This window comes from Martelella lutilitoris (assembly GCF_016598595.1).
GTDB lineage: Bacteria > Pseudomonadota > Alphaproteobacteria > Rhizobiales > Rhizobiaceae > Martelella > Martelella lutilitoris_A.
The window spans coordinates 1,717,961-1,733,098 of record NZ_CP066786.1 but is presented as its reverse complement, the minus strand read 5'-3'; the positions used below and the strand labels follow the sequence as shown (position 1 = coordinate 1,733,098).

Sequence of the window (15,138 nt, the reverse complement as noted above, 5' to 3'; positions counted from 1 at the left end):
GTCCGAACTTCCGGACGAATGAGACTGCTCCGCGCTTGGCCTGTATGGGTTGATCGCCTTCAGAAACCATGGATGACCCGACAAAAAGGGCGGCCCGAAGAACCGGCCGCCTAACCGTTCGGAATCGTAACGTGCGGTTGGCCGATGGTCAATTTGCCATGGCCGCTTCATCGTGCCTGAACACAGGCAACATGTCACATGACCGGTCCTACCTCGCCGACATTCTGAGCTGCGCCAATCCCAGCAGAAATCCAGTCCACAAGGCGATGATGTGGCCGATGTCGGCAAGCGGATCAAAAACAAATGCAATCTTCAGCCCGATCATCAGGAGCACGACCGCCAAAAGCGGAAACCGCCAGCGCATGCCGGAAAGGGCAAGACCGAGAAGCCCGAACCCGCCCAGCGACATGCCGACATCATGCGCCGCCGACAGGCCGACGCCGTCCGGCCACAGGCCGATCCCCAGCAACAGCAGGCACGAGGCCGCAAGGTCGAAGGAGAAGAACAGGACAAGAGTCGAGACGCTGCCCCGATTCCATTCCGTATAGCCCAGAATGGCGGCCGCGAAGAAAAACTGGCGGATAAGCATGCCCCGGTCGTGAGACAGAAAAGTGGCCGTCACGAACCGCCAGATTTCTCCCGACCACACGGCATCCTTGCCGATGCCCCAGTCTGCGAGAGCGTGCGCCGGCAATTCGCCGGAAAACGTACCGGCCAGGGCATTGGCGACCAGCATGACCGCCAGAAACGCCAGCGTGAAACGAAAGCGCCGGAGTGTTGCATAGAGTGTCAATATATCAATCCACTCCGGAATGCGGCGGACAATCAGGCTATTATTCTGCCAAAGGCGGAAGCCGCCGCAGATAACCGTTTAGCCGGGCTGCCGCCGAAGGCGAGAGCGCGGCGCTCGCCGCGTTTCTGATCGGTCTGGTTCATATCCGCCCCTTCACGTTTTCGCTGGATCGAACCAGCCGCCGGGCGGGGCAAAGCTTGTCATTTTCCCGGTGCCCCAGGAGCCGGGTTTGTATGTCTCCGGCTGGGCCTTGTCGTCCAGGATCGGCTCGAAGATCGTCCAGGCGAGTTCGGCGGCATCCTCGCGCGTGAACAGTTCACGCCGGCCGGCCATGGCATCGCCGATCAGCCGGTCATAGGGCGCCAGATCACCGACCCCGTCATCGACGGCCGCAAGCTCCACGGCCTCGCCGCGCATGTCCTCGCCCGGCGACTTGCGCCGCGCGCCAAGGCCGATCGCGATTTCCGGGCCCAGCCGAAAGCGGACATAATTGGCACTGGAATGCTCCACCGTGTCGAAAAGCGCGACCGGCGGGCGCTTGAACCGCACCACGACCTCGGTCGCGTGAACGGGCAGGTTCTTGCCGGCGCGGATGAAGAAAGGCACGCCGCTCCAGCGCCAGGTATTGAGGTGGAACCGCACGGCGGCAAAGGTTTCCGTCATCGAGCCGGCGGCAACGCCCGGCTCATCAAGGTAGCCGTCGAACTGGCCGCGCACCACATCCTCGTGGGTCAGCGGCGGGATTGCCTTGAGGATCTGCACCTTTTCGTCCACCAGATCGTCGGACGAACCGGTCACCGGCGGCTCCATCGCCAACAGCAGCAGCACGTTGACCAGATGGTTCTGGATCACGTCGCGGATGCAGCCGACCTCGTCATAGAACTTGCCGCGTCCAGCAACGCCGAAATCCTCGGCCATGGTGATCTGGACGCTGTCGATATGGTCGCGGTTCCAGACCGGCTCCAGAAAGGCGTTGGCGAAGCGGAAATAGAGCAGGTTCTGGATCGCCTCCTTGCCGAGGAAATGGTCGATGCGGAAGATCGCATCCTCCTCGAACACCGCATGCAGCACGGCGTTGAGCGCCTCGGCCGATTCCAGATCGCGCCCGAACGGCTTTTCCACCATCAGCCGGGCGCCGCTGGCGATCCCCGCCTTGTCGAGCCCGCCTGCGACCGTTTCAAACAGCGATGGCGGGATGGCGAGATAATAGAGCGGGCTTTTGGCGCCCCCGAGCGTCTCGCGCAGCGTGTCAAAGGTCGACTGGCTGCGATAATCGCCGGAAACATAGGATAGAAGCCCGGTGAATTTCGCAAACACCGCCTCGTCGATCGCCTCGACATGGGTCTCCACCGCGTCCCGGGCGCGGGCAATCAACTGGTCGAGGGTCCAGTCGTCGAAGGCGACGCCGATCACCGGAGTCACCAGCGCTCCCCGCTTCACCATGGCGTAGAGCGAGGGGAAGATCATCTTGTGGGCCAGATCGCCGGTCACGCCGAACACGACCAGGGCGTCGGATTTTTGCTCCATCATCGTCTCGATCTCCGCCCCGTCACGATTTTTCCAGATGGCCGCCGAAGGCGTAGCGCATCGCCGAAAGAATCTTACCCGCAAATTCCGCCTCGCCGCGTGAGGAGAACCGATCGAACAGCGCCGATGACAAGATCGGCGCCGGGACGCCCGTTTCAATCGCCGCCTGCAATGTCCAGCGGCCCTCGCCCGAATCCGACACCCTTCCGTCGAAACCTTCCAGATGCGGGTTCTCCTTCAGCGCCGCCGCGGTCAGGTCCAGAAGCCATGAACCGATCACCGAGCCATGACGCCAGACCTCGGTGACGGCCGCGAGATCGATGTCGAACTGGTAATATTCAGGGTTCGAGAGCGGCGTCGTCTCGGCGTCGACCTCGCGTTCTGCCTTGCCGGCATTGGCCGCCTTCAGCACGTTCAGCCCTTCGGCATAGGCCGCCATCACGCCGTATTCGATGCCGTTATGCACCATCTTGACGAAATGGCCCGCCCCGGTCGGCCCGCAATGCAGATAGCCCCGCGATGCCGTGCCCGTGGATGCGTCCGGCGCTGCCCCCGCATCGGCGCCCGGCGCAAGAGAGGCGAAGATCGGGTCGAGCCGCTTGACCGCGGCCTTAGGCCCGCCAATCATCAGCGAATAGCCCCGCTCGAGACCCCACACCCCGCCCGACGTGCCGGCGTCGATGAAGTCGATACCGGCAGGCGAAAATTCCGCGGCGAGGTCGATTGCGTCGCGATAGTGCGAGTTGCCGCCATTGATGATGGCGTCGCCCTTTTCGAGCTTGTCCGCAAGGTCGCGGGCAATCCGCGGCGTGATCGCCGCCGGCAGCATCATCCACACCGCGCGGGGCTTTTCCAGCCTTGCGACAAGGTCCTCGACCGAGCTGGCGCCGACCGCGCCTTCCTTGACCAGCGCGGCGACATTGTCGGCGTTGACATCATAGACGACGCATTCATGGCCGTCCTTCATGAGACGCCGCACCATGTTGGCGCCCATCCGCCCGAGCCCCATCATTCCGATCTGCATGTCCAAACTCCGTTTCCTGTGCTGGTTCGCTCTACTCGCCGACGCGAACGGTGAAATCTACATTCTCCCACTGTCCGCTTTCCGGCCAGAAGAAAGTGAAAATCACGGCATGTCCCGGTTCCACGCCCTTCAATTGCAGATCAGCGAAATGGGTCCCGAGCCCCGATGTCTTCGTCTTGATGTCCTTGACGGTCGACCAGCCGTCGGCGCTCCAGTGGATAATTGCCGCATCCGCCAGTTCGATCCTGAGCTTCTTGCCGAGCGGGATTGTGGTCAACCTGTTGACGAACCGCCATATCCGCAGTTTTGACACTGTGTGCCTCTCGATATAACGGCTCCGGCCCTGCGGCGGCATGTCGAACACGGCGCCATCGGCGAGCGAGCGCAACAGTTTGATATGCTCCGAATGCGCCCAGACCAGCGGCATCGCGCTGCCCGAGGGGCGGCCGAAAAACAGCTCACGATCCGGCATGTCGGGGCCATCCCAGCTTTGCTCCGGGAGCAGCCCGCCGGCATTGGCGGATTTTTCGAGCGTTTGAAGCAGGGCCTTGGCCGTATCGGTCCGTCCGGCGGCAAGCTCGTAATGGGCGCGCTCGCCGGCCAGCAGAGGCCAGGGCCGCCCCTTTCCGATTCCGTCGAAAGCCCGGCCGTCCTCGTGCTCGCCGTAACCGTCGCCGGTGTAGCGGTACCAGAGCGGGCCTTGCGGCAGTTCCCTCCGCAGCGTGTGGTCGATCGCCTTGACGGTATCGACGATATGGGGATCGTCCGCCGCGCGCAGCCCGAAGCGCACCAGCGCCAGCGCGTCCGGACTGATCACGGCATCGCTCGCCATGATCGAACGGTCGGGCGTCTGGTTGCGGATCTGCGTTTCGCCCGCCGGACCGGCGGCATCCGTTGCCCCGGGCGCGGCAATGCGGACGTAGTAGCCCGCGATGTCCAGTGCCCGGCAGAGTTCCGGATCGCCCTCGAAGGTCCATTTCTCGATCTGCTCGTTCCAGCAATCGGCCGTCTCGCGCAGATGGTTGGCCGCTTTCTCTTCGCCCTCGGCTTCCAGAATATCTGCAGCGGCCAGCAGGGCCGTGATTTCGACCGCGAGCGTGAACGGGCTGTATCCGCCGTCCTCTTCCCAGCGGTCTTCTCCGGTGGAAGGACCATTGGCGAGGATATAGCCGGCGGCGCTCTTGATCATCGGCAGAAAGCGGCGCATCGTCTTGCTGTTCAGATGGCCCTGACGCCGCAACATGTCGGCAAGCAGGATCGGAAAGGCGCACTCGTCCATCTGGACGCCATGCCAGTAGGGCTTGCCGTCGAGCCAGAAGTTCTGCGCCCAGCGGCCGGAGGGTTGCTGCAACTCGCGCAGATAATCGAGGATCGCCAGCGCCTCTTTCGCGTCGCCCGCGGCCAGAAAGCCGCCGGCCGTCTCGACCAGGTCGCGCGGCCACACAAGATGGTAGCCGCCAAGATCGTCATCGCCTTTCGAATAGCCCCAGGGGATCGAAAGGCTGGCAACCGCGGCGCCGGGCCGGTCCGACGCCCGGTGGGTCGCGAGCACCGCTGTCGAGACGCGATAGGCGTTGATCCCGTCTTCCGCCTTGTGATCGAGCGGGACCAGACCGTCCTGCCACTTCCGCCAGCCGGCTATGAATCTATCCAGAGCATGGTCGAAGCCGTCCTTCAGGCTCCGCGTGGCGGCGGCGGCGGCTTCGTGTTCGGTCTGGCCGAAACCGAGCGCCAGAACCACGGAACCATCGCTGCCGGAAAAATCGATCTCGCCGGCCAGCGCCACATTGCCGTCATCGGCGCGCTGGTACTGGTCGACGAGCCGCCCATGCCGGGACAATTGCTGCCAGCCATCCGACGTTCCGACGAAACCGGCGGACATTGCCCGCCAAGGCGCGCTTGATACCAGCGCCAGATAGCGGGAACGGCCGCTGGCAAACAGCACCGGCGCGCTCTCGAATTCGCCGATCCAGGTGGAGTTCGATGCGCCGGCATTGACCAGATGCGGCGCCAGAAGCGCGGTCACCCGGTAATCGCGGGTCCTGCCCTTGAGCGCGCTGAACGAAATGCGCTGGAGGACGACCGCCCGCGCCGGATCGCTGATGATCTGCTTTCTGATCCGGTAGGCGCCATCCAGGGCGGTGTTGACGATCGAAAAGGCCGGAACGCCATCCTCGAGCGGCGTTGTTTCCTGCTCGCAATCGCGCTTTTCCTCAGAGAAATAGCCATCCGGGCCGGTCACGAGGAAACCGAAATCGCGGGTGCAGGCGCTGTCGACACGGGGATAATATATCTCGTTGAGAATGCCGTGGCTGAGCGTAAACCAGACCGGCGAAGCCGTCGCAAGCGCGGTGCCGACCCCGCTCTTGGCACTCGATGTCCACCTGGAACCGATACCCGGCGCGCCTGCGGCAAAATCGATCATGTCGCTCATCTCTGCTTCCTCCGACAAATGTGACGCCGTCCGTTTTGCGGTTTCAAAACCAGTCCCGCTATTGAGAACCTATAGCAGGGCAAACTGTCCTATATATTTCCCGTGGATTGCAAGTATGCCAAGCCGCCAGCCCTGCACCGCGGGATATGACAAAAACGCGGTGCAATTGCGGACGGCCTGCTGTTCCGGCGAACGCGCGAGAAGCAGACCCGCGATGGACCTGGACTGAAGCCCGAGAGCCGAAAGCAGCGGCGCGCGCTCAAGGTCGCTCCTTCGACGCCTCTCAAGAACGGGGAGCATCCCGCCGTCGACGCGGATGATCTGGCTGCCATCGAACGCGTCAGGAGATTGATGCCGCCCTTGGCCGCCCGTATGGAGCGCGAACGTGGCGCGCGCCGCCTGGATGCCGGCATGTGGATCAGGATATCGACCCCCTCGGCATCCACGTGTTCGAATGCGGCAATGACGGCATCCTCGGCCGTAACGTCGAACCACGCCTCGTGCATCGTGTGGCCGACAGCGCGCATCTCGTTCGCGGCGACGGCAAGCCGGATCGCATTCATGCCGTTGACCACCTGTGCGCCGCCGCTCCCGGACCTTGTCTCAACCGGGCAGATTCCCCGGTCCTCCTTTCTGTTCCCGAGACCTGGCAATCTCGTCCGAAATGGCCTTGAGCCACAGTGAGACTGCGACAGCGCCCCCGTCCTTCACGCCTTTGGCACGATCGCCGAGATACGCTGCACGTCCGAGCGAGGGTTGCATCTCGGCAGTTGCATCGGCGCCGGATTGTGTGGCTGTGACAGCGGCTTGGAATGCGTCAAGAGGCTCGGCGCCGTCGGCAAGGCCCTTCGCCAAGGCATCGGCAGCCGGACGCAGGGCATCGATCATTGTACGGTTTCCGACCCGAGCGCCACCGAGTTGCTCGACAGCATCGACCGCGGCAGAGAAGGCGGCGGACCAGTCCCGGGCCGAGGCTTCGGCCTTACCCTGCAGGGCGCTGGCCGCGCGAACAAGCCCTACAGCATAAAATGGGCCCGAACTCCCGGCGATGGCCCGCCGGAGCGCGTCCCCGATCTCCGCGCAGGCGGATTCGGGTGTATTGAAGGCGGTCTCGGACAGGGCACGGATTGCTTCGGCGCCACGCACCATGCTGGCGCCCAGATCGCCATCGCCGGCCTGGCTGTCGAGATCGGCGAGAAGGGTTTCGGCGGCGGTCAGTTCGCGCGCGACCGCCAGTGCGCAGGCACGGATCTGTTCGGCCTGATCACCCTTCGCATACGCCCTCGTCACGGTGCTTGTTGCCGGCGCGGCGAGGATGCGACGTTCAGACGCGATCCTGCCGTCACCGCCCCAGGCGCGCACTTCGGTGGGCGCGTCAAGCGCGGCAAGCAACGCATCCGTCAGTGGCAGAATGCTGATGGAGCAGCCCGGCATGTCGAGGGCGGATAGATAGACGCCGCAATAGAGGCGCTCGACGCGCAGCCCCGCTTCGCGGGCGCGCGCCAGAGCACGCCTCGCGACGACAGTCAACTCGATCGGCGGTGTTGCGCCAAGGCCGTTGACGAGAATGGCAACCCGCCGATCGCGGTCAAGCGCCTTGTCGGCGACGATGGCGTCAACCATGCGATCAACGAGGGCGTCGGCAGATTGCATGGGGACCCGCTCGACGCCCTTCTCCCCATGAATGCCGAGACCGATTTCAATCTCCTGTTCCCCGAGGGCGAAGCCCGGCTTGCCGATGGAGGGCACAGTGCAGGCGCCAAGCGCCACGCCCATGGTGCCGACGGCCTCAGCCGCTTGGCGCGCCAGCGCCGCAACCTCATCGACCGGCAGGCCGCGTTCGGCAGCGCTTCCCGCAACCTTGTGCACAAGAACTGTACCGGCAATGCCGCGGCGGCGCTCGGGCGCAACTGTGTCCCTCAGCGCCACGTCATCGGCAACAACGACGATTTCGGTGGGAATACCCTGTGCCGTGGCCATTTCCGCGGCCAGGCCGAAATTGAGGCGGTCACCGGTATAGTTCTTGACGATAAGCACCGCGCCGCGCGGCCCGGCGACGGCCTTGATGCCGGCGAGAACGGCGTCGACGCTCGGAGACGTGAAGACATCGCCGGCAATCGCGCCGGCCAGCATGCCCATGCCGACATAGCCGGCATGTCCGGGTTCATGGCCGCTGCCACCGCCCGAAAGCACGGCGACCGGTCGCTCATCCACGGGACGATCATCCCAGCGGACAAGAACGTTTTCCGTGTCGAGAAGCGCGAGACCGGGCGTGGTGTCCAAAATCCCTTCGAGCACTTCGCGAACCAGACGGCGCGGATCGTTGATGAGTTTTTTCATGGGCTTTTGCCTGTGTAAAATGTCAATTGTTGAAGCCAGCCATCCGCGGCGGGGCGAGCGAGATTTCCGGCACAAGACCAAGCGTGAGCAGGAAAACGACCTGAATCGCATGGAACGGCAGCATGGCAGGACTTATGGTTTCGATCCAGAGCTTGCTGACGCTGGCTGCGGCAAAATGACAGGAGCCGACCGGCGGTGTCGTCAAGCCGACCACGAGGGCGTCGGCGAACTTGACGGTGCCCCTGATGGCGCGCAATGCCGTCACCAGTTCCGCCGTCAGGCGAACTTCAAAAAAGCGGTCGTCATCCCTTCCTCAAGGGTCATCAGGCGTGTTCGCCACGCCGCGTGCGGGCAGACGCATATGCGCGCCCGCCCGCATGGTTCGGTCTGGTTCATTCGGCCGACAGGTTGGCTTCGGCAGACTGGACGGCCGCCATGAAGCCGTCCACCTGGTCCTGATCAGGCATCCTGCGGCAATTGCAGGGCACGCTCCTCGAGGAACTCGGACAATCCGTAGGGGCCGTTTTCACGGCCATAGCCGGAGTGCCTGAAGCCGCCGAACGGGGCGTCCAGGTTAAAGGGCGCGCCATTGATATCGATCTGTCCGGTCTCCATACGCGCGGCGAAGCCTTGCGCGCGCGCCTCATCCCGAGACCAGACCGCGCCGGCAAGCCCATACTTCGTTCCATTGGCAATCGCCAGCGCATCATCCTCGTCGCGATAGCAGATGATCGACAATACGGGCCCGAAAATTTCCTCCTGGGCGATGGCGCTTGCGGGATCGACACGTCCGAACACCGTCGCGCGCACGAAGTGGCCGGGACCGTCAACCGGTTCGAGACCGCCTGCAACCAGCTCCGCGCCGCTTTCGATCCCCTTGCCGATATAGTCGAGCACCCTGTTTTTCTGGCGTTCGGAAACCAGCGGGCCAAGCCGGGTCTGATCGTCAAGCGGATCGCCGGGAACGAAGCGGCTTGCCGCCTTTGCCGCGATCGCCCTCGCCTCTTCATAGCGGCTTTCCGGCACCAGCAGGCGCGTCAGCGCCGAACAGGTCTGTCCGCCGTTCAAAAAGCAGGCACTGACGGTGTTCTTGACGGCGCGCTCCAGGTCGCCATCCTCGAGAACGACGGCGGCGGACTTGCCGCCGAGTTCCAGCGACACACGCGTCAGGTTTTCGGCCGCCAGCCGGGCGATGCGCTTGCCGACAGCAGTGGAGCCGGTAAACGAGATCATGTCCACGTCCGGGTTCGTCACCAGCGCCTCGCCAACGCTTTCGCCATCCCCCACGACGAGGTTGAACACGCCGGCGGGCAGGCCGGCCTGGTCAAGCGCCTCGGCGAGCAGGAAGGCGCTGAGCGGCGCGACCTCGGAGGGCTTCAGGACGACCGTGCAGCCGGCGGCGAGCGCGGCCGCGACCTTTGCCGTTACCTGATGCAGCGGATAGTTCCAGGGCGTGATACAGGCAACGACGCCGACGGGAACCTGAAGAATGCGCGAATTTGCAAGCCGGGTCTCGAAGGCATGGGTTTTGGCGCGCTCGGCATAGCGTTTCCATGCCTCGAGCGGCAATCCTGCCTGGATCGCCCGGCTCATCTTGATCGGCATGCCGACTTCGCTCGTTATCAACTGCGCGATGTCCTCGCGGCGGCCCTCGAGCAGTTCGGCGGCGCGCGCAAGGATGGCGCCACGTTCGGGGCCGGTGGTTGCCGACCACGTCGCAAATGCCCCGCGCGCGTCGCTGACGGCCCTGGCGACATCGGCGGGGGAACCGGCGGGCACTCTGCCCACCGGCTCCAGGCGCGCGGGACTGGCGATGACAAATTCGCCCGTTCCCTCTGGCGGAGCCCAGGCGCCGCCGATGTAGAAGCTGTCGTAATTCATCATCTCGTCCTCCTTCTTGACAAAGCGTCAGATCAGCCTTCGTAGACCCAGGGCTCGATCGGCGTTTTCGACATGCACTCCGCGCCGTCCTCGGTGATCACCCAGGCGCGCTCGTAGCGCAGGCCGCCGACGCCCGGCAGGTTGCAGGTGAGCGCGATGATTTCCATGAAGCCGGGCTGCATCACGTAGTCGGGCTCGCTGACATATTCCATCGCGAAGTCGGTGAAGGACGGATACCATTCATTGCCGAAGGCGCCGATGCCGTGGCCGAAGCCGCGGATCATGTCGCCCCAGCCCTTTTCGACCGTGAAGCGGCGGACATCGCCGGCGACGTCGCCGATCGTGCGACCGGGTTTAAGCGCCGCGGTCAGATAGTGGCAGCTTTCCACATAGGCATCGATCAGCTTCTGCTGCTCCGCCGTCGGCTTGCCCATGATGGCGTTGTGGGAGACATCGCCGAGCATCATTTCATACATGGCGTGCAGGTCGATCAACAGGAACTCGCCGCGCTGGACGACCTTGCGGGTCGAGGGCGTGCAGGCCCCGGTCCATGTGCGGTGGCCGGAAGCGATCTCCTGGCCGCCCGTGAATGTCCAGGCGAATTCGCTGCCGAGGTCGCGCGCCGCCTGCTCGGCAATGCCGGCGATCTCCGTCTCGGCCATGCCCGGACGCGCGACGCGGCGAACCGCTTCCTGCGCGGCGTCGGTGATGGCGGTTGCCTGCCGCATCAGCGCAATCTGCTCGGGCTCCTTGATAAGCATCAGGTGATCGATCGGCTTGGTCAGGTTGGTCAGTTCGGCCTCGGGCAAGGCGGCCTCGAGCGTCGTGTATTCATGCCTGGTGATCATGCCTTCGGGCAGATACCAGGAATAACCGTCCTCGACGGCCACCCGGCCGGCGTGCAGGCCGAGTTCGCGGATACGGCGCACGGCCATCTCGATCATCGAATGGCGGCCATAGCCGACGACATTCTCGAGCCAGCCCTCGGCGAGAATGCGCGGCGCATCCATGTTGACGGTAACGAGCTGGATCTCGCCCTCGGCCGGAACGATCACGACGCTGCGCCACGGCACGAAGCCGCCGGAGACGTGGGTGATGGTCTTCAGACGCGTGCCGACGAGGACGTCGATGCCCTGTTCGCGCAGCATGGACTGGAAGCGCGCGAGACGCTTCTGGAAATCGATATGAACCTGCATTGATTGAACTCCTGGTATGCTAAAGGTTATTCTTCAGTTCGCGCTTCAGGATCTTGCCGGAAGCATTTTTCGGGAGAGAAGAAACGAATTCGACCCGGCGCGGCCGCTTGAAGCCGGCAAGCCGCTCGGAACAATAGGCGATCACCTGTTCGGCATTCGGCCCCGCCGCGCCGTCTCGGACGATGACGGCCACGACCATCTCGCCCCAGACCGGATCGGGCATGCCCACCACCGCGCATTCCAGAATGCCGGGGTGGCTCGAGAGCACGTCTTCGATTTCGCGCGGATAGACATTTTCGCCGCCGCTGATGATCAGGTCGGATTTGCGATCGACGATATAGACGAAACCTTCCTTATCCATCCGGCCGAGATCGCCGGCGGTGAACCAGCCATTGTCGAGAACCGCGGCGGTGCGGGCCTCATCCTTGTAATAGGCGTCGAAACGGCCTTCGCAGCGCGAGAACACCTCGCCGATTTCGCCGGCAGGAAGGGGGCGGCCCTGCTCGTCGCGGATCTGGACTTCGGCGCCGAAACAGGGCTGGCCGCAGCAGCGCTCCTTGCGCCACTGGTCTTGCGGGTGCAGAACCGTTATGAAGCCGCTTTCGCTGGCGCCGTAGAATTCATGGAGCACCGGCCCCATCGCCTCCAGCATGCGGGTCTTGGTTGCAGTCGACAGCGCCGCCCCGCCCGTGACGACCGAACGCAATGCGGAAAAATCGGTTTCGGCGAAACGCGGCTCCTGCAGCAAGAGGTTCAGCATGGTCGGCACCATGAAGGTGGCCGTGATCCCTTGCGTTTCGATGGTCTCGAGCACGCGCGCTGCGTTGAATTCCGGTTCGATGTAGATGCTGCCGCCGGCCGCCAGCACCATCAGCGGCATGAAATGCACCCCGTGGAAGAACGGCGAAAGCGCCAGAAAACGGTCGTGGCGTGTGTAGCCGAATTCGATAATGCCCGCCCAGATGCACATTGCCGTGCGCTGGAAGGAGCGATGGAGACCCTTCGGGTTTCCGGTCGTGCCGGAGGTGTACATCATCCAGTACGGCGCCAGCGGGTCGACCGTTATCGCCGGATCATCATCGGCTGCCTCCTCCAGGAGGCTTGCCCATGAGAGGGCGTCTCCGATGACCGGGTTTCCGATCACCAGGACACGCTCGACCTGGGGAAACAGGCGCCGGTTAGCCGCGATCTCGTTCTGCGCGCTTTCACCGATCACCAGGAAACGGGCGTCCGAGTGTTCCAGCAACACGGCCATTTCCGTGGTTCTGAGCCAGAAATTGAGCGTGACGAGGCGCATGCCGAGCCGGGCTGCAACATGGAAGAGCTCCATATATTCGATCGAATTGCGTGCATAGACGGCTATGGCGTCCCCCGGTCGGGCCCCCATGGCGAGAAGGCCGTTGGCGAGCCGGTTTGTCCGCGCATGCAATTCTGCAAATGTGAACTGCCGGTGCGCATCGGCAAGGCAGACGGCGTCCGGCCATTTGACGGCATTGGCGGCAAGCGCGTCGGAAAGTGTCAGCATGGGTTTACCTCAAAGTCCCAGATAGGCCTTGCGCAGGCCGTCATCGTCGAGAAGGTGTTCGCTGGTGCCGGCCATCACGATCCGGCCATGCTCGATGACGTAGCCGCGCGATGCGAGCTTGAGCGATCGTTTCACGTCCTGTTCCACCAGCAGGATCGTCACGCCCTCGCTGTTGATCGCCGGCAGTTTGGCGAAGATGTCCTTGACCATGACCGGGGCAAGGCCGATGGAGGGCTCATCGAGCAGGAGCAGTTTCGGCGAGGTCATCAGCGCGCGGCCGATTGCCAGCATCTGCTGTTCGCCGCCGCTGAAGGAACGCGCAAGCTGGCGCCGCCTTTCCTTCAGGCGCGGAAACAGCGAATAGATCCATTCGAGATTGCTGCGGGTCTTGCTCCCGTCTTTCAGGATGTCGCCGCCGACGAACAGGTTTTCCTCGACATTCATGTGCGGGAACAGCCGGCGGCCCTCCATCACCTGGGCGATCCCGAGCCGGGCGATCTGGTGGGCGGGCTTTCCGGATATGACCTCGCCCATGAACCGTATCTCGCCGGACGTTGCGGGCAAGGTGCCCATGACCGTGCGGATCAGCGTGGTCTTGCCGGCCCCGTTGGCGCCGAGAATGCTGACGATCTCGCCGGCCGCAACCGACAGCGAGATCTCTTCCAGAATGCGGATATCGCCATAACCGGAATGGAGGCGTCGAATTTCGAGGATATCAGTCATCGTCCCCTCCCAGATAGGCCGCAATCACCGTCTGATCGGCCGCGACATCGGCAGGCAGGCCGTCGCCGATCTTGACGCCGTGGTGCAGCACGACGATGCGGTCGGAAACGCTCATCACCGCATGCATGTTGTGTTCGATCAGCAGCACGGAAAGCCCGTCCGCCGCGAGATTGCGCAGCAGGTCGAGCATTGCAGCCGTCTCCACCGTGGTCAGCCCCGCCATGACCTCGTCAAGCAGCAGGATGCGCGGTTCGGTGGCCAGCGCCTTGGCCACCTCCAGCCGCTTGCGCCCGGCAAGCGTCAGCGTTCGGGCGCGCTGGGTGGCGCGGCCGGCAAGCCCGACACGCTCCAGCACGGCCATCGCCAGCCTTTCGGCCTCAGGGCGACCGGGATGGCGCAGAAAGGCGCCGATCGCGACGTTTTCCAGCACCGTCATGTCGCCGAAGGGGCGGACGATCTGGAATGTCCTGCACAGGCCCATCCGGCAGATCGCCGGCGGCGAAAGCCGGTCGATCGGCCTGCCGTCGAAATGGACACTGCCGCGGGTCGGCTTCAGAAAGCCGGATGCGATCGAGAACAGGGTGGTCTTGCCGGCGCCGTTGGGGCCGATCAGGCCGACGATCTCGCCGTTTTCAACCTCGAACGACATGTCCCTGATGGCCGTCATCCCGCCGAAGGTTTTGGCAACATTGCGAAATTCAAGCAGCGCCATCATTCTTCTCCAGAGAGGGTCTTGTTTTTGAACGGGAAAGTGACGCGGCGATGCGGCCGAAAATTGCGACGAGGCCGCGCGGTTCAAAGGCGATGACCAGCATCAGAATCAGGCCGTAGAGCAACATGTCGGCGCCGACGATGCCGCCGGTGAAACGGCGGGCCGCCTCTTCGCCGAGAAGCAGCAGGACGGCGCCGAACATCGGACCCCACAGCGTGCCCCGCCCGCCGATGATGCAGACGACGGCGATCTGAACGCTGAGCGCCACGCCAAAGACCTTTTCCGGGCTGATGAACAGCACGAACTGGGCATAGAAGGTTCCGCCGATCGCAGTCATGGCGGCGCTCAGCACATAGGCCATGAGCTTGTAGCGCCTGACATTGACGCCGAGCGCGAGGGCTGCCTCCTGGTCATTTCTGATCGCGGTCAGATAGGCGCCGAAACGCGAGCGCAGGACGGCACGGTTGATCAGGAAGGCGACAGCGACCATCACCACCGCCACGGCGTAATAGAATTCCTTGCGGGTGTGCTGGAACATCGCCGGCGCGTCGCGCAGCAGCGTTACCTCCAGTCCGCGCGGTCCGCCGAGCAGACCGTGCGTATTTTCCACGATGATGCGCAGAACCATGGTGGCGGCAATCGTCGCCAGCGCGAAATAGGCGCCCCGAAGCCGGAAGCAGGGCAGCCCGATGAGGGCGGCCAGTGCGCCGGCGATCACCGCGCCGGCGAGCATGCCGATCCATGGGGTGAGTCCGAAATCGATGAACAGCACGGTGGAACTATAGGCACCGATGCCGAACCAGGCCGCATGGCCGAGCGAGAGCTGACCGCCGATACCGCCGATCAGGTTCCAGGCATAGGCAAGATAGGCGTAGAGCAGAACCAGAATGACGATCGAGAGCGAGTAAGGATTGGAAAAGACGAAGGGAATGCCAAGGACAAGAACCGCGACAAGGCCTCCGATAAGCAGTTTCGATGGCATG

12 protein-coding genes are annotated in these 15,138 nt (G+C 63.8%); all 12 read right to left on the bottom strand.

Annotated features, from left to right (window positions below):
- Positions 1 to 208: 208 nt before the first annotated feature.
- The gene (locus JET14_RS08135) at positions 209 to 793 is read right to left on the bottom strand and encodes a hypothetical protein (RefSeq protein WP_200337569.1); all 585 of its coding nucleotides are present in this window, start codon (positions 791 to 793) and stop codon (positions 209 to 211) included.
- Positions 794 to 946: 153 nt separating this feature from the next.
- On the bottom strand, positions 947 to 2,323 hold the full coding sequence (gene zwf, locus JET14_RS08130) for a glucose-6-phosphate dehydrogenase (RefSeq protein ID WP_200337568.1): 1,377 nt from the start codon (positions 2,321 to 2,323) through the stop codon (positions 947 to 949).
- A 19-nt stretch (positions 2,324 to 2,342) separates the two neighbouring features.
- Positions 2,343 to 3,344, bottom strand: a complete 1,002-nt coding sequence (gnd, locus tag JET14_RS08125; protein WP_200337567.1) for a phosphogluconate dehydrogenase (NAD(+)-dependent, decarboxylating) — start codon at positions 3,342 to 3,344, stop codon at positions 2,343 to 2,345.
- 31 nt (positions 3,345 to 3,375) lie between these two features.
- On the bottom strand, positions 3,376 to 5,778 hold the full coding sequence (locus tag JET14_RS08120) for a glucan 1,4-alpha-glucosidase (RefSeq protein WP_200337566.1): 2,403 nt from the start codon (positions 5,776 to 5,778) through the stop codon (positions 3,376 to 3,378).
- A gap of 603 nt (positions 5,779 to 6,381) precedes the next feature.
- Positions 6,382 to 8,118: a dihydroxyacetone kinase family protein gene (locus tag JET14_RS08115; protein WP_200337565.1), complete on the bottom strand. Its 1,737-nt coding sequence runs from the start codon at positions 8,116 to 8,118 to the stop codon at positions 6,382 to 6,384.
- Between the two features lie 22 nt (positions 8,119 to 8,140).
- Positions 8,141 to 8,383 carry a TRAP transporter large permease subunit gene (locus JET14_RS08110; RefSeq protein ID WP_200337564.1) on the bottom strand — a complete coding sequence of 81 codons (243 nt, stop codon included), beginning with the start codon at positions 8,381 to 8,383 and terminating at the stop codon, positions 8,141 to 8,143.
- A 194-nt stretch (positions 8,384 to 8,577) separates the two neighbouring features.
- Complete coding sequence (locus JET14_RS08105; protein ID WP_200337563.1) at positions 8,578 to 10,002, bottom strand: aldehyde dehydrogenase family protein; 1,425 nt, start codon at positions 10,000 to 10,002, stop codon at positions 8,578 to 8,580.
- Positions 10,003 to 10,031: 29 nt separating this feature from the next.
- The gene (locus tag JET14_RS08100) at positions 10,032 to 11,195 is read right to left on the bottom strand and encodes a M24 family metallopeptidase (RefSeq protein WP_200337562.1); all 1,164 of its coding nucleotides are present in this window, start codon (positions 11,193 to 11,195) and stop codon (positions 10,032 to 10,034) included.
- Between the two features lie 19 nt (positions 11,196 to 11,214).
- Positions 11,215 to 12,720, bottom strand: a complete 1,506-nt coding sequence (locus JET14_RS08095; RefSeq protein WP_200337561.1) for a class I adenylate-forming enzyme family protein — start codon at positions 12,718 to 12,720, stop codon at positions 11,215 to 11,217.
- 9 nt (positions 12,721 to 12,729) lie between these two features.
- A complete protein-coding gene (locus tag JET14_RS08090) occupies positions 12,730 to 13,434 on the bottom strand; it encodes an ABC transporter ATP-binding protein (RefSeq protein ID WP_246750614.1) in 705 nt (234 codons plus the stop codon).
- 1 nt (position 13,435) lies between these two features.
- Positions 13,436 to 14,158 carry an ABC transporter ATP-binding protein gene (locus JET14_RS08085; protein WP_200337559.1) on the bottom strand — a complete coding sequence of 241 codons (723 nt, stop codon included), beginning with the start codon at positions 14,156 to 14,158 and terminating at the stop codon, positions 13,436 to 13,438.
- Positions 14,142 to 15,137, bottom strand: coding sequence for a branched-chain amino acid ABC transporter permease (locus tag JET14_RS08080; RefSeq protein ID WP_200337558.1), 996 nt, complete (start codon positions 15,135 to 15,137; stop codon positions 14,142 to 14,144). Before JET14_RS08080 ends, JET14_RS08085 begins: the two co-directional genes overlap by 17 nt.
- Between the last annotated feature and the right edge of the window lies 1 nt (position 15,138).